The sequence below is a fragment of the Zoogloea oleivorans genome, from assembly GCF_008107625.1.
Classification (GTDB): domain Bacteria; phylum Pseudomonadota; class Gammaproteobacteria; order Burkholderiales; family Rhodocyclaceae; genus Zoogloea; species Zoogloea oleivorans.
In genome coordinates this window covers 272,292-296,014 of record NZ_SDKK01000003.1, presented here as the reverse complement: position 1 = coordinate 296,014, position 23,723 = coordinate 272,292, and the positions used below count along the sequence as shown (strand labels likewise).

Annotated in this window: 25 protein-coding genes and 1 tRNA gene; 21 read left to right on the top strand and 5 right to left on the bottom strand. The window is 63.6% G+C overall.

What is annotated here, in order from left to right:
- Positions 1–42: 42 nt before the first annotated feature.
- From ETQ85_RS04580 to ETQ85_RS04545, 8 genes are all read left to right on the top strand, one after another.
- Positions 43–699 (top strand): hypothetical protein, encoded by a 657-nt coding sequence (locus ETQ85_RS04580; protein WP_148577868.1) that lies wholly within the window; start codon positions 43–45, stop codon positions 697–699.
- Entirely contained in the window at positions 692–955 is a 264-nt protein-coding gene (locus ETQ85_RS04575; protein WP_148577867.1) for a hypothetical protein, read from the top strand. Before ETQ85_RS04580 ends, ETQ85_RS04575 begins: the two co-directional genes overlap by 8 nt.
- Positions 956–1,003: 48 nt before the next feature.
- Positions 1,004–1,216 (top strand): hypothetical protein, encoded by a 213-nt coding sequence (locus ETQ85_RS04570; protein WP_148577866.1) that lies wholly within the window; start codon positions 1,004–1,006, stop codon positions 1,214–1,216.
- Between the two features lie 2 nt (positions 1,217–1,218).
- The gene (locus tag ETQ85_RS04565) at positions 1,219–3,171 is read left to right on the top strand and encodes a glycoside hydrolase family 19 protein (protein WP_148577865.1); all 1,953 of its coding nucleotides are present in this window, start codon (positions 1,219–1,221) and stop codon (positions 3,169–3,171) included.
- 334 nt (positions 3,172–3,505) lie between these two features.
- The gene (locus tag ETQ85_RS04560; protein WP_148577864.1) at positions 3,506–3,871 is read left to right on the top strand and encodes a hypothetical protein; all 366 of its coding nucleotides are present in this window, start codon (positions 3,506–3,508) and stop codon (positions 3,869–3,871) included.
- 2 nt (positions 3,872–3,873) lie between these two features.
- Positions 3,874–4,353: a hypothetical protein gene (locus ETQ85_RS04555; RefSeq protein ID WP_148577863.1), complete on the top strand. Its 480-nt coding sequence runs from the start codon at positions 3,874–3,876 to the stop codon at positions 4,351–4,353.
- Positions 4,354–4,431: 78 nt separating this feature from the next.
- Positions 4,432–4,896, top strand: coding sequence for a helix-turn-helix domain-containing protein (locus ETQ85_RS04550; protein WP_148577862.1), 465 nt, complete (start codon positions 4,432–4,434; stop codon positions 4,894–4,896).
- A gap of 1 nt (position 4,897) precedes the next feature.
- Positions 4,898–5,188, top strand: coding sequence for a helix-turn-helix transcriptional regulator (locus ETQ85_RS04545; protein ID WP_187394578.1), 291 nt, complete (start codon positions 4,898–4,900; stop codon positions 5,186–5,188).
- A 42-nt stretch (positions 5,189–5,230) separates the two neighbouring features.
- Here the strand turns inward: ETQ85_RS04545 and ETQ85_RS04540 are convergent, their stop codons facing one another.
- The 3 genes from ETQ85_RS04540 to ETQ85_RS04530 all read right to left on the bottom strand — a co-directional run bounded on the left by ETQ85_RS04540 (position 5,231) and on the right by ETQ85_RS04530 (position 6,368).
- Positions 5,231–5,443: a hypothetical protein gene (locus tag ETQ85_RS04540; RefSeq protein WP_222862053.1), complete on the bottom strand. Its 213-nt coding sequence runs from the start codon at positions 5,441–5,443 to the stop codon at positions 5,231–5,233.
- Positions 5,444–5,611: 168 nt separating this feature from the next.
- Complete coding sequence (locus ETQ85_RS04535; protein WP_148577859.1) at positions 5,612–6,055, bottom strand: flagellar basal body-associated FliL family protein; 444 nt, start codon at positions 6,053–6,055, stop codon at positions 5,612–5,614.
- Between the two features lie 237 nt (positions 6,056–6,292).
- A tRNA-Thr gene (locus tag ETQ85_RS04530) sits at positions 6,293–6,368 on the bottom strand.
- 156 nt (positions 6,369–6,524) lie between these two features.
- On the opposite strand from ETQ85_RS04530, the gene ETQ85_RS04525 reads away from it, so the two are divergent.
- From ETQ85_RS04525 to ETQ85_RS04490, 8 genes are all read left to right on the top strand, one after another.
- Entirely contained in the window at positions 6,525–8,087 is a 1,563-nt protein-coding gene (locus ETQ85_RS04525) for a hybrid sensor histidine kinase/response regulator (protein ID WP_148577858.1), read from the top strand.
- Complete coding sequence (locus ETQ85_RS04520) at positions 8,084–8,725, top strand: response regulator (protein ID WP_148577857.1); 642 nt, start codon at positions 8,084–8,086, stop codon at positions 8,723–8,725. Before ETQ85_RS04525 ends, ETQ85_RS04520 begins: the two co-directional genes overlap by 4 nt.
- 187 nt (positions 8,726–8,912) lie before the next feature.
- Complete coding sequence (locus ETQ85_RS04515; protein WP_187394577.1) at positions 8,913–10,661, top strand: GGDEF domain-containing protein; 1,749 nt, start codon at positions 8,913–8,915, stop codon at positions 10,659–10,661.
- Between the two features lie 53 nt (positions 10,662–10,714).
- Positions 10,715–11,059 carry a hypothetical protein gene (locus ETQ85_RS04510; RefSeq protein WP_148577855.1) on the top strand — a complete coding sequence of 115 codons (345 nt, stop codon included), beginning with the start codon at positions 10,715–10,717 and terminating at the stop codon, positions 11,057–11,059.
- Positions 11,059–12,279 carry a hypothetical protein gene (locus ETQ85_RS04505; protein WP_148577854.1) on the top strand — a complete coding sequence of 407 codons (1,221 nt, stop codon included), beginning with the start codon at positions 11,059–11,061 and terminating at the stop codon, positions 12,277–12,279. Before ETQ85_RS04510 ends, ETQ85_RS04505 begins: the two co-directional genes overlap by 1 nt.
- Positions 12,276–12,971: a type II secretion system protein gene (locus tag ETQ85_RS04500; RefSeq protein WP_148577853.1), complete on the top strand. Its 696-nt coding sequence runs from the start codon at positions 12,276–12,278 to the stop codon at positions 12,969–12,971. Before ETQ85_RS04505 ends, ETQ85_RS04500 begins: the two co-directional genes overlap by 4 nt.
- A 96-nt stretch (positions 12,972–13,067) precedes the next feature.
- Entirely contained in the window at positions 13,068–14,336 is a 1,269-nt protein-coding gene (locus ETQ85_RS04495; RefSeq protein ID WP_148577852.1) for an adenylate/guanylate cyclase domain-containing protein, read from the top strand.
- An 88-nt stretch (positions 14,337–14,424) separates the two neighbouring features.
- Positions 14,425–15,081: a prepilin-type N-terminal cleavage/methylation domain-containing protein gene (locus ETQ85_RS04490; protein WP_148577851.1), complete on the top strand. Its 657-nt coding sequence runs from the start codon at positions 14,425–14,427 to the stop codon at positions 15,079–15,081.
- Between the two features lie 18 nt (positions 15,082–15,099).
- Here ETQ85_RS04490 and ETQ85_RS04485 read toward each other — a convergent pair whose 3' ends face one another.
- The gene (locus ETQ85_RS04485) at positions 15,100–17,076 is read right to left on the bottom strand and encodes a monovalent cation:proton antiporter family protein (RefSeq protein ID WP_148577850.1); all 1,977 of its coding nucleotides are present in this window, start codon (positions 17,074–17,076) and stop codon (positions 15,100–15,102) included.
- Between the two features lie 77 nt (positions 17,077–17,153).
- Here ETQ85_RS04485 and ETQ85_RS04480 point away from each other — a divergent pair, with 77 nt between their 5' ends.
- The 4 genes from ETQ85_RS04480 (at position 17,154) to ETQ85_RS04465 (ending at position 20,195) form a co-directional block, all read left to right on the top strand.
- The gene (locus ETQ85_RS04480; protein ID WP_148577849.1) at positions 17,154–18,146 is read left to right on the top strand and encodes a KpsF/GutQ family sugar-phosphate isomerase; all 993 of its coding nucleotides are present in this window, start codon (positions 17,154–17,156) and stop codon (positions 18,144–18,146) included.
- A 37-nt stretch (positions 18,147–18,183) separates the two neighbouring features.
- Positions 18,184–18,768 carry an LPS export ABC transporter periplasmic protein LptC gene (gene lptC / locus ETQ85_RS04475; RefSeq protein WP_148577848.1) on the top strand — a complete coding sequence of 195 codons (585 nt, stop codon included), beginning with the start codon at positions 18,184–18,186 and terminating at the stop codon, positions 18,766–18,768.
- Entirely contained in the window at positions 18,765–19,310 is a 546-nt protein-coding gene (gene lptA / locus ETQ85_RS04470) for a lipopolysaccharide transport periplasmic protein LptA (RefSeq protein ID WP_148577847.1), read from the top strand. The genes lptC and lptA overlap by 4 nt, the downstream gene beginning before the upstream one ends.
- Before the next feature lie 315 nt (positions 19,311–19,625).
- Positions 19,626–20,195, top strand: a complete 570-nt coding sequence (locus tag ETQ85_RS04465) for a phasin family protein (protein ID WP_148577846.1) — start codon at positions 19,626–19,628, stop codon at positions 20,193–20,195.
- 110 nt (positions 20,196–20,305) lie between these two features.
- On the opposite strand, the gene icd is transcribed toward ETQ85_RS04465, so the two are convergent.
- Positions 20,306–21,550 (bottom strand): NADP-dependent isocitrate dehydrogenase, encoded by a 1,245-nt coding sequence (gene icd / locus ETQ85_RS04460; protein WP_148577845.1) that lies wholly within the window; start codon positions 21,548–21,550, stop codon positions 20,306–20,308.
- Between the two features lie 295 nt (positions 21,551–21,845).
- Between icd and aceK the strand changes: the two genes are divergently transcribed.
- Positions 21,846–23,600 (top strand): bifunctional isocitrate dehydrogenase kinase/phosphatase, encoded by a 1,755-nt coding sequence (gene aceK / locus ETQ85_RS04455; RefSeq protein WP_148577844.1) that lies wholly within the window; start codon positions 21,846–21,848, stop codon positions 23,598–23,600.
- Positions 23,601–23,723 lie beyond the last annotated feature (123 nt).

Below are 23,723 nucleotides of genomic sequence, written 5' to 3'. Positions count from 1 at the left end.
TTCGGCCCTAATAATCAAGTTTTTCAAGTTGAAGGCCGCGCAATGACCACCGACACCCGTACCGCCGAAACCGACGAATACACCCCTGCCGATCTGGCCGCCGACGTGCGAATCCTGCTGGGCGATCCTGCCTCGATGGCAGCCGCCGAAGCCGTTCTCTCCCGCCTACGGGCCAGCCTGACGGACATTTCCCCGGTAACGGTTGCGTTCCTTGCCGTCCAGCGGCACCCGGGCCGGGTCGTTGATGCGATTGCCGTTCTGGACGCAGAGTTCGTGGAGGTTTTCGCCGAAATGGCATTCATCGCGGGCAGGGTGAAGGAAGTCGAAGCCGCCGAGCGTAAGCGCCTTGCCCCCCTGATCGCCGAAGCGGGTCGGCGTGTCCTCGATGGCACCGCACGGCTGGAGAACATCCCGAGCGAGGTCGCCTACGTCGAAAGCATCGCAGGTGCTGCTCGCGTGAAGTATGAAACCGCCGGCCTTTCCGCTGCTGAAATTACCGGCCTGACGAAGAAACTCGCGGACGAAAACGCCCAGCGCGCCGCGTCGCTGAAGGAAGAGCAGGCCCGGCTTGCCGCCGAGGTGGAAACCCTCGGCGAGTTCCTGCGCACTCGCGACGAATCGGCCCTTCCGGAGGACTTCGCCCCCCGCCCGCCAGTCGTCGGCATCACTTACCGCCCTGTGGTGGCCCAGCGTGGCTGATTCGCTGGCTGACCAGATGGCCGCAGCCGCCCGCCGGCTCTTAGACTTGAGCGGCCCTGCGCAGCTCCTGGATAACTCCGGCGCTCACCATGTTCCAGCGGCCGAGCGTGTCCGGGCAAAGCAGGCAGAGGCGGAGATCGCCAAGCTGGCGCAATTCCTGAAAACCAAAAATCCGGCCCACCTGCCCGCTGGCTTCAAGGTCGTCCCGCCCGCGACCATCGAGTCGATTGCCCGGGTCCAAAAAAACTGGAAATAGCGCCCACCGGGTGGCCACCGTGCCGCCCGGGCATCACGAGGATCAAGGATGCCAACTGCTACGAAAAATCACGGCGGTGACCGCCCCGGAGCCGGCCGCCCTCCGGCTTCACCCGGCCTGCAGCGCCGCGCAGCACAACACGCCGCCCTTGCTGTCGCCGCCCTGGCCGATGTCGCGGCCGACCCCAAGGCCCCCGCCGAAGCTCGCGTCGTGGCCGCTGTCGCGCTCCTTGACGCCGCACGCCCGTCGGTGAAGGGCTGACCATGGCAACGATCCGAAGCGACGCCGCCGGCTTCATCATTGGCGGCGAGCCTATCAAGGAACTCCATCGGGCTGGCGGACGGAAGGCCGAGGAGTATTTATCCGGAATCCTCGGTGAAGTGCGCGCCCTCCGCCAGGCAGTCAGCCCCGCTGCTCGAGGAAGCGGCAGCAGGACGACGGAGGGGCTCGCGGCCGCGCGCTTTTCTCCAGTTGCTCCAACCGGGAGCCGGAAGGGCGAGGCCAACACCGCCCGTGCAGCACAGCCCAACGCCGCCCGCCGCTCGCTTGGTCGGGTAGGGGCCGAGGTGGCGCAGCCGGCGCAGCGCGACGAACGCGGGCGATTCGCCAAAAAGGCGACCAACGGGGATGCGACGGCGGCAGCAGCGAGCACCAGCAGCAGCCCCGCGGGCGCGACGTTTGGCGCCGTTCGTGGTCGTGGTGTCAGTATTGCGGGCGCCATCGGCAGATCCGGGATGGATGAGGCCGACCCTGCGGTAAAGGCTTTTGGCGAGGTCGCGCAGCCCCTGGCGCGCGGCTACCAGGCGCTGGCCGGCGGTGACAAGGCGGAGCGCCAGAAAACTGGATGGTTTCGGAAGATCTTCGGCGAGCTGCGCATGTTCCGGGCCGAAGAAACCGCATTCTCGAAGGCGGCCGGCAAGAGCCTGAAGGCTTTGGAGGAGAAGCCGGAGGCGGGTGCGGCTGCCGGCGGTGGGGGCATGCTGGGCACTGTCATGAACGGAATCAAGGCTGCGCTCCCGGGCGTCGCTACGGTGCTTGGCGGCCTGGCTGCGGCTATGGCGCCGCTGCTGGCGATGCTGAAGGTGACGGAGTGGGCGGCCGACACCTCGCACGATAAGGAGCGCGTGGAGGGCATCAAGGAAGGGGCCGCGGCGCCCGCGAAGGCGGCGCTGAAGGCCGTCGGCATCGACAAGGACGCAGAGATTGCCAAGGCGCGGGCGGACACGCTCGAAAAGCGCGATGGGGAGTATGCGAAGGAAGCGGCGGCGAAGGCCACGTTTGCGCCATCCGGGATCACCCCGGGGACGCAGGCATACGAAGACGCCTTCTACCGCGCGCAGCAAGCCAAGGAAGCCCAGGCCGACAAGAAGAAGGGCTTCATCCAAAGGGGTGTCGACAAGGTGAAGTCCGTCGGCCGGGCCGTCTTCGGGAATCGCAACAAGGACGCCATGGTGAAGCAGATGGCGGAATCGGGCATCACTGACCCGAAGGAACAAGCGATGTTCATGGCCCAGCTCGATCACGAGTCGGGCGGATTCTCGAAAAATGAAGAAAGCTTCAGGTACAAAAGCGCCGACCGCCTCATGCAAGTCAGCGCAAGCGCCAGAAAAAAGGGGCTGCCGGCGGTAGAGCAGGCCATGGCGCAGGGGCCGGAAGCTGTGGCGGAGCTGATGTACGGCGGCCGGATGGGGAACAAGAGCCCCGGCGATGCCTACAACTTCCGGGGGCGTGGAGCCATCCAGCTGACAGGCCGGGCGAATTACGCAAGGGCGGGCAAAGCGCTTGGCCTTGACCTTGAGAACCACCCCGAGCTTGCCGCCGCACCTGAAAACTCTGCCAAGGTCGCCGCGTGGTACTGGAAAGACGCGGACTTAGGCACTGCCGCCAGGCGGGGAGACGTTCGCGCAGTCACGAAGGGCATCAACGGCGGCGCGAACGGCCTTGATGATCGAACTGAGAAATACGGGAAGTACCTTTCTGCCGCATCGGCAGGCGCTTTCGGCGCATCTGCTCCTGTGATGGCCAGCATGCCGAAGGCGCCTACCATTCGTGCGCCGTCGGTTCCCACGGTCGCCGATGCCCCGTCCGTAGTCGTGCCGCTGGCATCAGGGGCAAGCAAGCAGCCTGTCATCGTTGCCCAGGCCCCCGCCGATGTTGGCCAGGATGTGCGTGACAGGCGCATCGCACACATCGTCACCGGCGGCATGGTGAACTGAGCTTCATTCGCCACCCCGGGGGCGTCGTTCCCGAAGCAACAAAAAGGACATTGCCGTCCAAACAACGCTTGACGGCCAGCCAATCCCGGGCGCATGATTCACACGTCGCCGCAAACAACGGGGACACAGGCTTGGCAGCCTGGATGCATAGGCGGACAACCGCCCTCAAGCGGTTTTTTTACGTCCGTCGCATGGTGACGCCTCAATGGGCGGGGCCGTGCGGGAGGGGAAACCCTGCCGGTTCCTATGCCCGGTCTGCCAACCCGCACGGTTCCGCTCACCCAGCTTGGCAGCTGGGAAGCGGAGATACAAACCGCAGCTTAGGAGCATCACCATGGCAACCCACGCCCCCAGTGCGCCCGCACTCTGCCGGACCACCGCACGCCCGAAATACAGCCCCGCCCTTGCCCGCGGCCCGCATCGCCGCATCGGCCGTGCCCGTCCTGCTGCACCGTCACCAGTTACCGCCCTGCGCGCCATCGTCACCGAGACGATGGATTACCCGCCCGTGCGTCCGACCAGCGCCGATAGCTTCCTGCCGGCCCCGCTGATCGAAGCCGCACAGCAGGCCCTTGCCGCCGCTGATCGCACTGCGCGCCGTCCTGGCCGCGCTCGCCTCGCCCTTTCCCTGTACCGCGTTGTCCGCCGGCTCGCCGGTCCCGTAGCAGCCTATCGCCTTTCATTTTCCTGGAGCGCCTGACCATGACCACGATCACCACCACCGCTATCTCCCCGATGACCGCAGCCGAAGCCCTGGACACGCTCAAGGGCCTGGCCACCGACGGGATGATGTCCGCGGCCATCATCAACTACAGCCGCGAGGAACTGGAGGCCCTGACGAGCAACATGCTCGCCGCCGTGGAAAGCCTGGCCAAGAGCGCACAGGCGGCTATCGGCGCGGGACACCTGGCACAGCCGACTTCGACTGCTTTCGACGCTGAAACCGAGCCGCTGCGCATCGGCGACCATGTGTCCGACCTCGACGAAAGCGAAACGGGCATCGTGATCGCGGTCAATGCCGAGGGCGACCCGGCCGTGGCCTGGAATAACTGGTATGGCGACACCATGATTCGCGCATCGGTCCGGCTTGAAGCCTGGTCGCGCCTGCCGCTCAAGGAAAAGAATCGGGCGAAGGCGACCGCCTCGCTTGTGCGCCGGGGGATTCTTAAGGCTGCCGCCTGACACCCACCGGATGGAGCTGTGCGCCTGTAACTGGGCGCACAGCAGGCCCGAAACACCCGAATCTAGAAGGACACCACCATGAGCAAAAGACCACCCGTAGCGCCCTGCATCGTCGGCCAGCGCTTGAAATCCGCCCGCGATATTGCGTGCCTGAGCACGGACGAGGCCGCGCGGCGGCTGGGCATCAAAAGCCCGTCCCGTTTGACCAGCGCCGAGCATCCGAGCCACCCCAAGGGAATCACCCCCCAGTTGCTCGCCGATGCTGCACGGACCTACGGAGTGTCGGCCGATTACCTCCTCGGCCGTGCTGACGACTGGGAGAATCGCGCAGAACTCCCACCCCTTGCGGATATCCTTGGCGACCTGGCGGACCTCCAGCAGCGGCGTAAATCGCTCGTGTCGCGGATCGATCAGTTTCTTGACGGGGAGGCCCCTACACAGGCAGCCTGCCAGGCTCTCGCCCGGGAGGCCGTAGCGCTTGTCGATGAACTGCTTGCCGTTGGTGGCCGCCAGGCGACCGCCCACGCACCCGGGGGCACCTGAGATGGGACGGCCGAAGAAAGTCCCCAACTGCACGCCCAGCGGCGGAACACTGCGGGTCAGCCGGGTGGTGCACATCGATCCTGTCATCGTTGACCGGGACACCACCTGCACAATCGTCGGCCTGTCCCCGTCCAACATCGCCGCGCAGGTGCTGAAGGGCACCTTCCCGGCGCCTCGGAAGACATCGACCAACCGGATAGGCTGGCTCCTGACCGAAATTCACGCCTGGGCGCAGGGTTTGCCCCTGTCGGACATCCTGCCACCGCCCAGCGGGCACGCACGGCCTCAGTAAAGCGACTCACCACCAGCCCCTGCCACGCGCCGGGGTTCTCGTTCATGGGGTAGGCGTTTGCGATTCTGCGGGTAGCTTCTGGTCGGCAGCATTCACGGCTTCGACCGTGCCGCCGGTGCCCGCCCAGTCCTCGGCGATTATCTTGAGGTTGAAGACTTCGGTTTCACCTGTGGCGGTGGTGGCACGCCATTGGCTGATTCTGGACGGCTCGGAGATCGGGCCCATAGATTCATCAGGGAAGAACAGGAGCCGCAATCCTAAGGCACGCGGATATTGCGGGCTATGAAGTAGTTCATTCCGATTGGGTGCCGTTTCTGCGAACGAGGCCCTTCAGAGGCTGGCCCGCGTCAGTCGCTCCCGGGTGGCTGCTTACACGTCAGCGCAGCATCGGCGACACCTAAACCCCAAAGAGCCACGCCTCCATCACTGAACAATGAACGAGGTGAACAGCGCATGCTTGACGGGGCCGTCGGCGGGCGCCCGATGGCCCTTCTTGTCAGTTTTGGCAGGCGTACCGACAATTCCATTCACAGCGTCCTTCACCTCCTCCGCCAGATCTTTGCGCGCCTGGGTGACCATGAGGGCAGTGCCGGTATAGGAGGACAGCAGGAGCAGGATGTCGTTTCGCACTTGAGGCATGTACGCGTTGATGGCTGCGGCCCCCAGCGGGTCGGACAACCTGAGGGAGATGGCTATCTGGATGAACCTGCTTCCTCCCCCCTCCTCCCGAGCGAGATTGGTCGTGATGGTTTCCAGCGTAACGAGGTCGCTGCCACCACCGCCGCCGTCCCCGTGATCGTTGGCAGAAGCCTGCCCGGCCACAAGCAAGAACAGAACTGCGCGGAGCGTACGACTGACGTTGAGCATATTTGAGGCCGCCTGCAGCTTGAGAAGCGGTTGTGGTTGTATCGAAAGCCAGCCACGGCAACGCAAACCCAGCACGCGAAGCCAATGTGTTCTAGCGATCAGGGCATGGTCGAACCTGCGCGACGGGGATGCATGCGAAAAGCTGCCAATTCGACCGCTGCAGCCCCTGACGCTAGCCCGGTGATAGCCCAGCAAAAAGGCCAACCCTCGCGGACTGGCCTAAGTGCTTGAAATTCTTGGTGCCGGAGAAAGGAATCGAACCCTCGACCTTCGCATTACAAGTGCGCTGCTCTACCAACTGAGCTACACCGGCATGATTCACAACCTGCCTGCACCGTTTTGCATGCCGTAAAACCGGCAATGCATGGACGGGAAAGGCTGGCCTGCTCTATCCTTGAAAACGGCTCAGATTGAAGCAGGAGCCGGATTATAAACAAATCAATCCCTTTACGCAGCATATGGAGTGTCCATGTTCACCGCCCTCAAGCCGGACGGCCCCCTGAAAGACGTGAGCAACTCTCCAAAACCGCCCATCCGCCTGCTTTTCATTGAGGATTCGGAGAACGATGTGCTACTGCTCCTGCAGCGCTTCCGCAATGCCGGCTACGCGCCGATCTACCGGCAGGTGGCCTCCGAAGTGGACATGCGCAACGCACTGGAGCAGGAGCGCTGGGACTTGATCCTGTGCGATCACAACCTTCCCGGCTTCAGCGCCCAGGCGGCCCTGCGCCTGACCCAGGAACTCGCCCTCGACCTGCCGTTCATCATCGTCTCCGGCGTGATGCAGGAAGACGACGCCATCGCCGCCATGCGCGCCGGGGCCCATGACTACCTCAGCAAAAACAAGCTCGATCGCCTGGTGCCAGCCGTGGAACGGGAGCTGCGGGAAGTCTGCAACCGCCGCGAAAAACGCTTCGCAGAACAGACCCTGCGCCAGAGCGAAGCCCGCCTGCGTGCGCTCACCGACAACATTCCCGGTGTGGTCTTCCAGATGGGCTACTCGACGGACGGCATGCTCGGCTTCCAGTACCTGAGCGAAGCGGCTACGATGCTTTTCGGCATCTCTGCCGAGGAACTCACCGGCAGCTCGGCGGGCTGGATGACCTGGCTGCTCGATGACGACCTGCCCGGCTTCGTCGACGCCGCCGCCCTGTCGGCCGACAACCTGAGCACCCTCAACTGGGAAGGACGCATCCAGTTGCCCACAGGCGAGCAGAAGTGGATCAACCTGCGCAGCTCGCCGCGGCTCTCGGAAGCCAACGAAGTGGTGTGGGAAGGCGTGATGTGGAACATCACCCACAGCAAGCGCGTGGAAGCTGACCTGCGCGAGTCCCGCAGCCAGCTCGCCGCCCTGTCCAACCACCTGCAGCGCATCAAGGAAGACGAGCGGGAGCGGATCGCCCGGGATGTGCACGACGTACTCGGTGGCACCCTGGTGGCCATGAAGTTCGAGATGTCGCTGCTGGAATCGAAACTCGAGAGCGATCCGATACAGGCCCGTGACCGGACCCGTAACGTGGGGCGCATGGTGGACGACGCCATCGCCACTGTCGGCCGCGTGACCCGCGAACTGCGTCCAGGCATCCTCAAGGATTTCGGCCTTGCCGCGGCCATCGAATCCCAGGGCGAGGACTTCGCCCAGCGTACCGGCATAGCCTGTAACATTCTTTGTACCGACCACGACCTCGACCCGGACTACGACACGGCCCTGGCATTTTTCCGGGTTTTCCAGGAAGCCCTGACCAATGTCAGCAAACACGCCAGGGCGACCGCAGTGAATGTGCGCCTGATGCAGGAAGGTGACGAAGTCGTCCTCGAAATCGCCGACAACGGCTGCGGCCTGGGCGTCTCCGATCTGCAAAAACCACGCTCCTTCGGCTTGCGCGGCATTCGAGAGCGGCTGAGCAGCCTGGGCGGACGCCTCGACCTGAGCCCTGTAGAACCCAGCGGAATGCGGCTGATCCTGCATTCGCCCCTCCGGCCGGCTCACGCCGAAGAGCACCCGAACGACAACTGGAGTCACCCACGATGAGCAAGCCCATTCGCGTACTGATTGCCGACGATCACGCGATCGTCCGCCAGGGGCTGCGCCAGATACTTTCCGACACACCCGACCTGACTGTGGCTGGCGAAGCCGAAAACGGCGTCCAGGCCGTCAACATGGTGCGGACCGGCGAGTGGGACGTGGTCCTGATGGACGTCTCCATGCCCGACCGCAACGGCATCGATGCCCTCAAGCTCATCAAGAAAGAGTTTCCACGCCTGCCGGTGCTGATCCTCAGCATGTACCCCGAAGAGCAATACGCCATCCGTGCCCTCAAGGCCGGCGCAGCCGGCTACCTCACCAAGCAGAGTGCGCCGGAGCTGCTGGTGACAGCCATCCGCCAGGTGGCCAGTGGCAAAAAATACGTCAGCCCGTCCCTCGCCGAAGAACTGGCCAACGCCATCGGCGACGACAGCGAGCGCCCAGCCCACGAGAAGCTCTCCGACCGGGAATACCAGACCCTGTGCATGATCGCCTCGGGCAAGACCCCGACAGAGATCGCCGAAGCCCTCAACCTGAGCGTCAAGACTGTCAGCGTCTACCGGGCCCGCCTGCTGGAAAAAATGAATCTGCGCAACAACGCGGAACTCACCCACTACGGACTCAAGCACGGCCTGGCCGAGTAGCCCGAAGCCAAAGCCATCGGCCGGGAATCATTTTTTTCATTTCGCTCATGCCCTGAGCCTCAAGGGCAGACCGGCGCAGCCGTTATGATTGAGGATTCCCGAATGGACTGAATATGGGCCCGTCCACCAGAGCGCTGCAGCAGGATGCAGGATGATTCAACGCCCTACTCCCCCACGCCGTCCCAAAATGACCGACACCAGCCAACCCTCGGACGTAGCCCGCGAAACCCTTCGTCAGCTGGCCATGCGTCGGATTGCACCGACGCCGGACAACTACCGGGCGCTTTACCATGAGATAGCCGGGTCCCTGGCTGAAGAGGTCTTCCCCGAACGCGCCTTCAAGCAGATCGCCGCAGCCCTGCCCAGGCACAATCGCGAATCCCTGCGACTCGCCCGAGAATTCGAAAGCGCGATCTCCCAGGCCGAATGGCCGGCACTGCGGGCGGTCATGGCCGACGCCTTCTCCCGCACCGAGGAAACGAACCTCAACTGGGGCAACCTGCTGCGCGACCTCGTCTCCGAGTGGGATCGACGCCAGGCCGGCCTGACCCAGGCCCGCAAGCGGGAAATGCTCGACCGGGTCCTCACCGCCTCCGGCGGCAACCCGGAAAAGCTCTTCGAACGCATGCAGGGCCTGCTCCGCGCCTGGTCACGCAATTCCGACGAGGATCTGCCTGGAAACGAGGCGGCCGACAGCGCCGAAGCAGTCCAAACCTTCGCCCCCACACCCAGCGACACGACGAGTCCTCTTTGCACGGAGCTACTGGCTGGTCTGCTCGATGGCATCGCCGCACAGGCCAAACTCACCGAACCGGATCTGGCGAACGAAGCCGGTGAGCTCGCCGGCATGATCCGGCAAGGCCCCGCCCTCGCCCCCGAGCTTGTTCGTCAGCGTCTCGACAAACTGCGCGCGCGCCTTGAGTGGTCTGCCGAAGACCAGCATGCCGTGCGCGACGCCCTGCAGCGCGTCCTGCAACTCATTCTCGAAAACATCAGCGAACTCGTCGTCGACGACCGCTGGCTGCATGGTCAGATCGCCCTGATGGGTGAAATGTTCGACCATCCGCTGGATGTTCGCATCCTCGGCGAGCTGGAAAACCGCCTGCGCGACGTTATCCAGCGGCAAGGCGCCATCAAGATCGAACTCAACGATGCCCAGACCCGCCTCAAGGACATGCTCGCCCGCTTCGTCGATCGCCTGGGCGACTTCACGGAATCCACCGGCGAGTACCACGACAAGATCGAACAATGCGCCGAGCGTATTTCCTCCGCCCAGGACATCACCCAGCTCACCGACGTGATTGCCGAAGTCATGCGCGAAACCCGCACGGTGCAGGAAACCACCCGGCGCTCGCGCAGTGAACTGGAAGAGCTGCGCACCCGCGTGCATGACGCCAACTCCGAAATCACCCGCCTGCAGGTCGAACTCGAACAGACCAGCGAACTCATCCGCCACGATCCGCTAACAGGCGTACTCAACCGCAAAGGCCTCGACGAAGCCCTGACCCGCGAAACAGCCCTCGCCCGCCGCCGTGGCACAGCCCTCTGCGTGGGCCTGCTGGACGTGGACAATTTCAAGCAGATCAACGACAACCACGGGCACCAGACCGGTGACGAGGCGCTCCAGCACCTCGTCGATGTGGTCCGCGAGAACGTCCGCCCGCAGGATTCCGTCGCCCGCTATGGCGGCGAGGAGTTCGTCGTCCTGCTGCCCGACACCCTCCTCGACAGCGCTGTCGCCACCATGGTCCGCCTGCAACGGGCCCTCACCAAACGCTTCTTCCTGACCCGCCAGCAGAAACTGCTCATCACCTTCAGCGCCGGCGTTGCCGAAATGCACGACGGCGAAGCACCGGAAGAAGCCCTCGACCGGGCTGACAAGGCCATGTACATCGCCAAGCGCTCAGGCAAGAACCGGGTCATCGCGGCCACCTGAAAGCGCCTCCTGCAGGGCCGCCCGATTTATGCTAAATTCGTATCGACATGCCTATGCACTCGACACGAAAAGCGGCCTTTCTGCTTTCCATCCTCCTCGCACTCCCCGCCTTCGGCAGCGCGACCAAGCCACTCGGACGGCTCTTCTTCAGCCCCGCCGAACGCACGCAAATCAATCGCCGCCAGCAGGAAGAGCGTCCCGCCCAGCCACCGCCCAGCCTGGACGGCATCATCACCCGCAGTGCCGGCGCCCCCAGCGTCTTCCTCAACGGCAAGGCCGTCCCGGCCGATCCGCAGCAAATCCACATGCACGAAGGCACTGCCCGCATCATCGGCAGCGACGGACGTATCCACCATCTGCGGGTCGGCAACCAGCCGCCTGAATCCCCTACCCGCTGATGGACAGCCCCCGGCGCATCGCCCCGCAGCGCGGCATGCTCCTCCCTGCCTTCGCCATCCTGCTATCCCTTGGCGGACTTGGCTGGCTGCTCGCCCGGCAGGACAGCGCCGCCGACCGGGCCGCCCGTGAACTCGCACAGGAGACGCGCACAGCCAGGGCACTGCTCATCGCCCGGGATGCCCTCATCGGCTTTGCCACCACCTATCGCAACAAGGAACACCCCAACGCCGACTTCGGCTACCTGCCCTGCCCCGACCTGAACGGAGATGGATCGTCGGAAACCTGCGGCAGCAAGGATCAGCCCAGCATTGGCAGGCTGCCTTATCTCACCCTCAACTTGCCTGACCTGCGGGACGGTGCCGGCGAGTGCCTTTGGTATGCCATATCGGGCAGCTTCAAGAACAACCCGAAGGCGAGCGTGGTCAATTGGGACAGCAGCGGCAGTTTCCGCCTGCTCGACGGTAGCAAACAAGCCCTAGTTCTGCCGGGAGATCAGGAAGGCCTTGCCGTCGCCATCGTCATCGCTGCCGGCCCCCCGCTGGCCGGCCAGGAGCGGGCACCCGGCCCCGGACGCTGCGGCGGAGACCAGGAAGCCCGCCACATCCAGCACTACGTGGAATCCCTCGGTGCCGTCTCCGGCACCGGCATCATCGACGTCCGCAGTGACACGCCCGACAGCAACGACCGGATCGCGGCCATCACCGGGGGCGACATCTACCGGCAACTCAAAAGCCGCGACACTTACGCACCTCACCTGCAAACCGTCCTGCAAGCCACCGCCGACTGCCTGCAAACGGCCCGCCTTCCACGCCCCGTCGAGCCCATCCCCAGCGGCGCTGTCGAAATCGGCCGCCTGCCGGCCCTCGACCGGATCAGCGGCCCCTGCAACAAGGACACCCTGCGTGACGCCACCGGCAACTGGGGCGAAATGATGCGCTACGCCCGATGCATCGATGGCACGGACTGCCTCACGGGCACCAGCAACAAATGCGCCGGCGCCCTCCTCTTCGGCGGCGAGCGCCTCAACGGCAGCACACCCCAGCGCCGGACCAACGCCGAAGAACGGAAGTCCACCGAGCAATACCTCGAACCCGCCACCCTCGCAGCACTTGCCACCGGCCAGGTGAGCGGATTGCCGGCCAGCATCGCCCTGCCCTTCGCAACCCGCACAAACACCGCATCCGCCGACGTTGCCCTCTGCCTTAACGCCGCGCCATGAAAACCAGCCCCTCCCACACCGGCTTCACCCTCGTCGAAATGGCCGTGGTGCTGCTGATTCTGACCCTGCTGGCCGGCAGCCTCACCGTCGGCCTGTCGCGCCATGTAACCCGCCGCGCCGAGACTGCCACTGACGAAGCGCTGGATGAAGCCCGCGACGCGCTGCTCGGCTACGTGGTGCGCAAGGGATTCTTTCCCTGCCCCGCGAAAAGCGCCACCGACGGCACCGAAGACCGGGATGCCGGCACCTGCAAAAAAACTGTCGGCCTGCTGCCCTGGGCCACCCTCGGCATTCACGGCGTAGACGGCTGGGCCCATCGCTTGCGCTACGCCGCCACCCTGAAATACACCAGCAAGATCACCGGCACAGACGATGGTGACATCGAAATCGTGACCCGCAACCTGGACGGCGCCGAACTCAAGCTGACCACCGAAGGCGGTAAGACACCCGTAGTGATCCTCTCCCACGGAAGCAACGGCTTCGGCGCCATCGATCAGGACGGCAACGTCCTCCTCGCCCCGCCAGCCAGCACCGACGAAGCCAGGAACGCCAGCGGCGACGGCAGGCAGTTCTACAGCCGGCCCCTGTCCGAGAACTCCGGCGCCAGCGGCGGCGCCTTCGACGACCGGATCACCTGGCTGTCACCCAACCTCATCGCCCATCACCTGATCACCGTCGGCCGCCTGCCCTGAGGACACAAGCTGGCACAGTTCGCAGCGGTGTGATCCTTGACCCTCCGCTCCTGCAAGCGTGACACTTGTCACGGTCTATTCACTGCAGGACGCTCAATGCCGGCCACCCAGGCCACCTCGCCCTTCCAGCCCCTCCTTCATGCCGGACTGCTCCCGCAAGACGACGAGGAGATGCAACTCCGGAAAAGCCTTCTCAATCTGCTCGCTTGCCTGTTCACGCTGAGCACGCTGCTGTGGCTGGCCATCTGGTGGCATTTTAGCGGCAGGGTGCCGCCGGGCATGGCAGCCATTCCGGCACTGGTCATCACGAATTACGCCCTCTTTGCCCGCCACCGCCACTTTGGCGCTTATCGATTCCTGCAGCTCGGCCTGCTCCTCGCCTTTCCCTTCGTTACCCAATGGACTCTGGGGCCCACACCCTTCACATCGGGGCTGGGCTTGTGGGCGCTACTCGCTCCAGCTGCGGCCCTGCTGACCATCGGTGCAGTGGAGTCCACCCCCTGGTTCCTGGCCTTTCTGCTGCTGAGTGCGGTTTCGGCTGGCATCGTGCCCCAGGCCGCTGACCCGGCATTCACCACGGTCCATATCGTGCTGGTTGCCTCGGTGCTCTACCCGCTACTGCGCTTTGCAGTAAGCCAGCGCGGCAAGACCCGCGAACGCCTCGCCGACGCCCACCGACAGTTGCATCTGGAACAGGAACGCTCGGAGCGCCTCCTGCTCAGCATCCTCCCCGCACCGATCGCCGCCCGCCTCAAGGACCATACCGGCACCCTCGCCGACGGCCACCCGGAAGTGGTGGTGATGTTCGCCGACATCGTCGACTACACGCGCATCGCCAGCGACATGCCGCCGCCCAAGGTTTTCGAGATGCTCAACCGGATCTTCTGCCGCTTCGACGAGCTCACCGAACAGCGGGGGCTGGAGCGTATCAAGACCATCGGTGACGGTTACATGGTGGCCGGCGGCCTGTACGCCCATCCGACCGAAGCCCATGCCGCCATGGCGGCCCTGGCCATCGACATGCAGGCCGCCCTGCGCGACCACCAATTCACCGATGGCCTGCACCTTGAACTGCGCATCGGCATCGCCTCCGGCCCGGTGGTGGCCGGTGTCGTCGGGCGGGGCAAGTTCATTTACGACCTGTGGGGAGATACCGTCAATCTGGCTCACCGCCTATGCACAGAAGGCGAACCGGGCATGATCCAGTGCGACGGCCGCATGTTCGAACGCCTGCGCGGTGCCTTCGTCTTCGCCAAGCCGATACTCCTTTTTCTCAAGGGCAAGGGCTATGTGCCGGTCTATCGCCTGCGCAATCCACGCATTCTGGCGGTCCCCCGCCGTCGCCACACACCGAAAGCCGCATGAGCGGCACAAACAATTCCAAATGAATTAAGATTCCCGTTCGACATACATCGAACGCACCGACCCGGGCCGGTGTAAAAGGGGACAACTCATGAAGAACCGGCAGCAAGGCTTCACTCTGGTGGAAATCGCCGTCGTCCTGGTCATCATCGGGCTGCTGCTCGGCGGTGTTCTCAAGGGGCAGGAGCTGATCAACAGCGCCAAGGTGAAGAGCATCATCAGCGACTTTCGCAGCGTTTCCACCTATGTCTTCGGTTATCAGGATCGCTTTCGCGCCATGCCCGGCGACGACCCGGGCGTAGCCAACCGGCTGACCGGCGCAATCAGGGCCACGACCGGCGGCAGCGCAGGCAACGGCAGAATCGAAGGACACTGGAACTCCACCACGGCAACCGACGAAACCGTGCTGCTCTGGCAGCACGTCCGGCTCGCCAACCTGGCAACCGGCGACGGACGCAGCCCGGCCAGCACCGATGTAAACATCCTCGAATGGCTACCCCGCAATGCGGCGGGAGGCCGAATCGGCGTAACCGGCAGCAGCCCGGTGAGCGGCTGGAGCGGCACCTTCTTCATCTGCCAGGACAATCTCTCCGGCGTCTTTGCCCGCCAGATCGACATCACCATGGATGACGGCCTGGCTGCCAGTGGCGCAGTCCGCCTGCTCGCCAATGGCGCGGGTAGCGGTACCGCCATCGCCCAGGCAGACCTCACCGACAGCGGTATCTACACGGTTTGCGCCGCCTACTGAGCGAACAGCAAAGCCAGCCTACAAGCCTTTGAACAGGCGTGTCTCGGCATTCGCCAGTTGGGATGGTGTGCCCAGCAGAACCAGCACATCGTCCAGTTCCAGCAGCGTATCCGGTGTCGGATCGACCACACGAATGCGCTGCCGGCGCACGGCAATCACTTCCACGCCGAGCTCTTTCATGCGCAGACCGGCCAGAGTGCGTCCAATGGCGTGGGTGCCAGCCGCCATCACCACGGAATGCAGGCGGGTCTGCTGGCGCTCTTCGAGGGCCTCTTCATGAACACGCTCACCGCCCCGGTAAATGCCGCGCAGCAGGTGGTAACGCTCGGCGCGAATTTCGCGGATGCGTTTGAGAATGCGCGGCAAGGGCACCCCGAGCAGGGCCAGAGCATGAGATGCCAGCATCAGCGAAGACTCCACCGCCTCCGGCACCACCTCCGCCGCACCGGCCGCCTGCAGGCGTTCCAGGTCGACCTCGTCCGCCGTGCGCACCACCACCGGCACGTCCGGACGGCAGGCGCGAACCTGACTCATGGCCCGCAGCGCGGCCTCGGTGTCTGCATAGGTGATCACCACCACCGACGCACGGGATATCCCGGCAGCAATCAGCGTTTCCCGCTTGGCCGCATCACCAAAGACCACTGTTTCGCCAGCCGCCGCCGCCTCGCGCACCCGCTCCGGATCCAGGTCGAGGGCGATGTAGGTAATCCCCTCCTGCTCCAGCAAGCGCCCCAGATACTGGCCGTTACGACCAAAACCACAGACGATGGCGTGCTTGTCCACAAACATCGACTGGGTTGCGATATTGGTGAGTTGCAAGGACCGGCTCATCCATTCGGACGGCACCAGGCGCAACACGATTCTCTCGCTGGCCTGCACGATCAGCGGCGCCAGCAGCATCGACAATACCAGCGCTGCGACAACCACCTGGGACAGCGCCGGCGGCAACAGCTTCGCCGCATCGACCTGGGACAGCAGCACGAAGCCGAACTCCCCGCCAGCACACAGCCACAAACCGGTTCGCGCGGCGGTTCCCTGGGCACTGCCCATCACCCGCGATGCACCTCCGACAATCAGGAACTTGCCAACCAGCAGCGCCGCCAGCATGGCGAGCACCGCCGGCAGGCTGAGGATGATCTGACCCACATCGAGAAACATCCCGACCGTCACGAAAAACAGGCCCAGCAACACGTCGCGAAAAGGCTTGATGTCCTCTTCCACGTGGTAGCGGTACTCGGTTTCCGAGATCAGCATGCCGGCCAGAAAAGCCCCCAGCGCCATCGACAAACCCGCCAACTCGGTCAGCCAGGCCAGGCCCAGAGTAATCAGCAGCACGTTCAGCATGAAGAACTCGGCCGAGCGCTGGCGCGCCACGTGGAAGAACCAGCCACGCATCAACTTCTGGCCAAAGAACAGTACCAGGGCCAGCAGGACGATCGCTTTGCCCGTCGCCACCGCCAGGGTCTGGAACAGGGCGTCGGCAGGCTGGGACAGGGCCGGGATCAGAATCAGCAAGGGCACCACCGCCAGATCCTGGAACAGCAGCACGCCGATGGTTTCACGCCCGTGCTTGGAGTCCAGCTCGAGGCGGTCGGACAACAGTTTGGAAAGGATCGCCGTCGACGACATGGCCAGGGTGCCACCAAGCGCAAAACTGGCCCCCCAGCCCAGCCCGGCCAGCGCCCCGAGCAGCATCACCACCAGAACCGACGCCAGTACCTGGATCGCCCCCAGCCCGAAGACGATGCGCTTCATGCTGTAAAGACGCGGCAGAGAGAACTCCAGCCCGATGGTGAACATCAGGAACACCACCCCGAACTCGGCCAGATAACGGGCACTCCCGGTGTCCGGCATCAGGTTCATGGCGTGCGGACCGACGGCTGCGCCAACCATCAGATAACCGAGAACCGGCGGCAGATTCAGCGAGCGGAAAATTCCGACCACCAAAACTGCACCAGCAAGAAGAACGAGCACAAGCTCGAGCGTATTGACCATAAGGTAGGCAAGCCGCCCCGGACGGGCAGAATAGTCGATCTGATATACTTTCGAGTCCGATTATACCCAGCCAGCCCATGAGCTCAGCCCCGATTGCCGCTGCGCACGCCCGTACTCTGGACCTTGCCCGCCGCGTCCTGGCGATCGAGGCCGAAGCGGTCCAGGCGCTTGCCGACCAACTCGACGATACCTTCGTCAAGGCCGTCGACCTGATCCTCGCCTCCCACGGCCGGGTGATCGTCTCCGGCGTCGGCAAGTCCGGGCACATCGGCCGCAAGTTTGCCGCCACCCTCGCCAGCACCGGCACACCGGCCTATTTCGTGCACGCCGCCGAAGCCGCCCATGGCGATCTCGGCATGATCACGGCCAACGACGTGCTCGTCGCCATATCCTATTCCGGCACCGGCGAGGAGCTGCTCAAGATCGTCCCGCTGGTCAAGCGTCAGGGCGCCCGCCTCATCGCCATCACCGGCAATCCGGACTCCCCCCTGGCGCGGGAAGCCGACGTGCACCTGAACGGCATGGTCAAGGAAGAAGCCTGCCCGCTCAACCTGGCCCCCACCGCCAGCACCACGGCGGCCCTCGCCCTGTCCGACGCCCTCGCCGTGGCCCTGCTCGACGCCCGCGGCTTCGGCCCCGACGACTTTGCCCGCTCCCACCCCGGCGGCGCCCTCGGCCGGCGCCTGCTTACCCACGTCGAAGACGTCATGCGCAGCGGCGCAGGCGTACCGCAGGTCAGGGAGGACGCCCCTCTCGGCGATGCGCTGATGGAAATGACCCGGGCCGGCCTGGGCATGACGGCCATCGTCGACACAAACGATCGCATCGTCGGCATCTACACCGACGGCGACCTGCGCCGCTCCCTTGCCAGCGGCTGCAACTTCTCCACTGCGCGCGTGGCCGACGTAATGAGCCGCGGCCCCAAAACCATTCACGCCGGCGCACTCGCCGTGGAAGCAGCAGAAATGATGGAACGGCTGCGCATCAGCCAGCTCCTGGTGGCAGCCCCGGACGGACACCTGGTTGGCGCCCTCAACCATCACGACCTGATGCTGGCCAAGGTCATCTGATGCCCAGCGCCCTGTCGGCCCGGCAGCGACACTATCCATGAACAATCGCGCCCACAGCCTCTTTCCGGTCATCGTCCTGACCCTGCTCGCCGGGGTCAGCATCTGGCTCGATCGCGCCACCCAGCAGAGTCCGACCGTAAAAACCGACAAAACCCGTCACGAAGCCGACTTCACCGCCGACCAAATCACCCTGCGACGCTTCGATCTGACCGGCAAGACCCAGTACGTGCTGGTAGCAGACAGCATGGTCCATTACGGCGACGATGAATCCACCGAACTCATCAAACCCCGCCTCGACTACCTGAACCGGCCCGAACCCGTCAGGGTGGAGTCGGAATTTGCCACGGTCAGCAAGGACGGCGAAACGGTTGTCCTCACCAAGCAGGTCCTCCTGCACCGCGCGCCCCATGACGGCAAACCCGAATCGACCCTGCGTACCGACCAGATGACTGTCTGGCCGGACACCGAAAAGATGCGCGCCGACAAGCCCGTCACCCTGACCGAAGGCCGCACGATCATTACCGCCGACCGCATGGAAAGCGACAACATCGCCGGCGAAGTCCGCCTGCAAGGTCAGGTCCGTGGCACCCTCTATCGCAATTCCCCGACGCCGAAACCATGAAACCAGTCTCGCGGCAGCTAGCCCTCCTTGCCTTCCTGGCCCTCGCAGCCCCGCTGCTCCACGCCGAAAAGGCTGACCGTAGCAAACCCGTCAACATCGAGGCGGACCGGGTAACGGTGGACGACAAGAACAAGATCCACATCTTCGAAGGGCACGTGGTCCTGACCCAGGGCACCCTTACCATCCGCAGCGACAAACTGGTGGTCAGCCAGGACATGGAAGGCTACCAGCGCGGTATTGCCACCGGCGGCGAAGGCGGCCTGGCCCGCTTCCGCCAGAAGCGCGAAGGCAAGAACGAATGGGTGAACGGTGAAGGCGAGCGCATCGAGCACGATGCCCGCAGCGAACTGTCCCAATTCTTCCAGCGCGCTCACGTGAAGAGCGGTGAAGACGAAGTGCGTGGCCAGTACATCCAGTTCAACGGTGCCACCGAAACCTACCTGGTGACCAACGGCCCCAACGCCACCACCATCCCGAGCCAGCAAGGACGCGTCCAAGTCACCATCCAGCCCAAGAAGAAAGATGGCGCCGCCGCCCCTTGAGGCGCAGCAGATCTGCTCGCCCACGGCAGCCTGGCGAGCAGACCACACCGGCCGGGCACCCGCCCCGGGGCCCGCGCCAGCACTCGATCTTCAGCTTGCGACAGGCTATCCGGCACTTTGACCGAAGGCTCAAAAACCCCACCAAGCCTTTGTTTTCAAATAGATTAAAAACAGATAAAGATTTTTGTTGCGGCGCAACAAAAATATGTTGACAGCCCTCTTGCCGTGAATATAATGAGCCTCATGTTGCAACGCACCAATCAGGGGCATTGCAAACTCTAGACTGCAATTATCAATTCACTCAAGGAGATTGTCATGACCACCACCCCCGAGCAAATCGTTGCCGCCAACAAAGCCAACATCGAAACCCTGCTGACCCTGGCCAACACCGCCTTCGCCAGCGCCGAGCGCATTGCCGCCCTGAACCTGAACACCGCTCGCGCCGTGCTGGAAGACAGCGTTGCTTCCGCCAAGGCCCTGCTGGCTGCCAAGGACGTGCAAGAGCTGATCGCCCTGCAAACCTCCCTGGCCCAGCCCGTTGTCGAGAAGGCTGTTGCCTACTCCCGCAGCGTGTACGAAATCGCCTCCCAGACCCAGGAAGAAGTGTCCAAGCTGGTTGAAGCCCAAGTGGCCGAAGCCAACAAGTCCTTCGCCGCTGCTCTGGACAAGGCTGCCAAGTCCGCTCCCGCTGGTTCCGACGTGGCCGTGGCTGCCGTCAAGTCCGCCATTGCCGCCGCCAACTCCGCCTACGACAGCGTGACCAAGGCTGCCAAGCAAGTCGCCGAGATCGCCGAAGCCAACGTTGCCGCCGCCACCAGCGCCACCGTGAAGGCTGTCAGCGCCTCCGCTGCTGCTCCCGCCAAGTCCTCCAAGAAGGCTGCCTAAGGCATCCTGACTGGCCGGGCGGTGCCAACGGCATCGCCCTGACTGGCTGAAAAAAAGCCCGCACTGCTCAGCAGCGCGGGCTTTTTGTTTTGGCGTCACGCCAACACTTCTTACATGCGGGCAATCATCGCATCGCCAAAGTCCGAGCACGACAGCTCGTTGGCACCTTCCATCAGGCGGGCGAAGTCATAGGTGACCTGCTTATCGCCAATGGCGGCCTCCATTGACTTGATGACCAGGTCAGCCGCTTCGGTCCAGCCCATGTGGCGCAGCATCATTTCTGCCGACAGGATCAGGGAACCCGGGTTCACCTTGTCCAGCCCGGCGTACTTCGGCGCGGTACCGTGGGTAGCCTCAAAACAGGCGTACTCGTCAGAGATGTTGGCCCCCGGCGCAATGCCGATCCCGCCGACCTGGGCGGCCAGCGCATCGGAAATGTAGTCGCCGTTCAGGTTGGTCGTCGCAATGGTGTCGTATTCGGCCGGACGCAGCAGGATCTGCTGCAGGAAGGCGTCGGCAATGGCGTCCTTGACGATCACTTCACGACCGGTATTCGGGTTCGTGAACTTGCACCACGGGCCGCCATCGATCGGCTGGGCGCCAAACTCTTCCTGCGCGACCTTGTAAGCCGTGTCACGGAACAGGCCTTCGGTGAACTTCATGATGTTGCCCTTGTGCACGATCGTCAGCGACTTGCGGTCGTTGGCGATAACGTACTTGAGCGCAGCACGCACCAAGCGCGTCGTGCCTTCTACCGAGATCGGCTTGATGCCGATGCCAGAGGTTTCCGGGAAGCGGATCTTCTTGACGCCCATTTCCTTCTGCAGAAACTCGACGACTTTCTTCGCCCCTTCGGAATTGGCTGCCCACTCGATGCCCGCGTAGATGTCTTCCGTGTTCTCGCGGAAGATCACCATGTTCACCAGCTCAGGGTGCTTGAGCGGCGACGGCACGCCCTTGAAGTACTGGACCGGACGCACGCACTGGTAAAGATCCAGCTCCTGGCGCAGGGCCACGTTCAGGGAACGGATCCCGCCGCCAACCGGGGTGGTCATCGGTCCCTTGATGGAAACGGAGTATTCCCGGAGCGCATCGAAGGTTTCCTTCGGGAACCACTCATCCGGGCCATACAGCTGGGTGGACTTCTCACCGGCATAGACTTCCATCCAGTGGATTTTCTTCTTGCCGCCGTAAGCCTTGTCGACTGCAGAATCGATGACCTTGATCATCACCGGAGTGATATCAACACCAATGCCGTCCCCCTCGATGAAGGGGATGATGGGGTTGTCAGGAATTGCCTGGCCAGGAACGATTTTTTGACCGCCAGCCGGCACCTTGATCAGAGAAGCACTCATTCCAACTCCCTCGAATATGTTTCGTATCGTACGGGCGCTTCGGTCGGGCTGTGGCGAAAGCCACGAGGAGAATGCCTCCCACGCAACCGACTCGCTGCCCGCCCTACCCGACAAGCTTGCCGGCGCAGGAACAGGCTTTTTTGATTATGGCTGAAATAGTGGCGCGCTAAAAGCTGCAGTGCGCAAGCCCGATCGGCACACCGCGGGCGCGGGCCCCACCCCGCTCCCGCGGTGTATTTTGGCTTGACGCCGAATGCTAGACTTTCGTTCCGCAAGCCGATCAAGGGGAGGAAAAATGGACGCCAATACAAACGGAAATCCGGTCATCCAGGCCATTGCCCAAGCCATGGTCGAAGGCTTCAACAAGCACTACCGGATTTTCCGCGAGACCTCCCGGCGGGCCAAGGAAAGCTACGAGGCCGCCGCATGGCAGGAGCAACTGTCAGCCGTCCGCGAACGGGTGCAGTTCTACGACGACCGGGTCAATGAAACCGTACAGCGCCTGCACGAGGAATTCAACGCCGGGACCATCGACGACGCCACCTGGCAAGCCGTCAAGCTGCACTACATCGGCCTGCTCATCAACCACAAGCAGCCCGAACTGGCCGAGACCTTCTTCAACTCGGTAACCACCAAGATCCTGCACCGGGACTACTTCAACAACGCCTACATCTTCACCCGCCCGGCCATTTCGACGGACTACATCGAGTCCTTCCCGCCCACCTACAGCAGCTACTACCCCCGGGACGAAGGCCTGCGCACCACCATCCGCCGGATCATCGAGGACTTTGACTGGCAACGCCCCTTCGAGAACCTGGAACGGGACGTGGATTACGTGATGCGCAGCGTCGAGAAGCACCTGGGCGAGTGGCCGAAGATGGAGGTGAACTGCCAGATCCAGGTGCTTTACTCGGCGTTCTACCGCAACAAGACGGCCTACATCATCGGCAAGGCTGTCAATGGCTACCAGGAAACGCCCTTCGTGATCGCCGTGCGACATGGCGCATCGGGCATGCTGCACCTGGACACCATCCTCCTCGACACCTGGCGCATCTCGCTGCTGTTCTCCCTGTCCCGCGCCTACTTCCTGGTGGACATGGAAGTGCCTTCCGGCTACGTGCAGTTCCTGCGCAGCATCATGCCCACCAAACCGCGCTCCGAGCTGTACACCATGTTGGGCCTCGGCAAACAGGGCAAGACCATCTTCTTCCGCGACCTGATCGCCCACCTGCGCCACTCCAACGACCAGTTTATCGAGGCGCCGGGCATTCGCGGCCTGGTGATGCTGGTGTTTACACTGCCGTCCTACCCCTACGTATTCAAGATCATCAAGGACGTATTCGGCAGCTCCAAGAACATGGACCGGGCCACCGTCAAGCGCAAATACCTGCTGGTGCGCCAGGTGGACCGAGTCGGGCGCATGGCCGACACGCTGGAATTCTCCAACGTCGCCCTGCCGCGCAGCCGCTTCCACCCCGACCTGATCGCCCAACTCAAGCAACTCGCCCCGTCGGTCATCGAGGAGGACGGCGACACGCTGGTGGTCAAGCATGTGTACATCGAGCGCCGCATGACGCCGCTCAACATCTACCTCGACAAAGCCACCGACGAACAAGTGGACAACGCCGTACGCGAATACGGCCAGGCCATCGGCGAGCTGGCCATCGCCAACATCTTCCCCGGCGACATGCTGTGGAAGAATTTCGGCGTTACCCGCTATGGCCGCGTGGTTTTTTACGACTACGACGAGATCGAGTACATGACCGACTGCAACTTTCGCAAGATTCCGCCGGCCCCCAACGAAGAAGCTGAAATGTCCAGCGAGCCCTGGTATTCGGCCGGGCCGATGGACGTCTTCCCGGAAGAATTCGCCACCTTCCTGCTCGGCCAGGCCAAGATCCGCAAGGCCTTCCTGAAGCACCACCGCAACCTGCTGGAGCCCAGGTTCTGGCAGGACGCCCAGGAAAAAATCCGCAAGGGCTACGTGGAAGACTTCTACCCCTATCCGCAGGAATTGCGCTTCTGCAACGCCTTCGCCAGCCCAGACTGATCATCTGGCGGTTTTTTCATCCTGATGCACGTAAACCCCAGTGTCGCCTCCGGCTATCGAAGATCAATATTGGCGATGAAGCCGCTACTCAGATAGCACTTCCACAACCAATAAAAGGAGGAG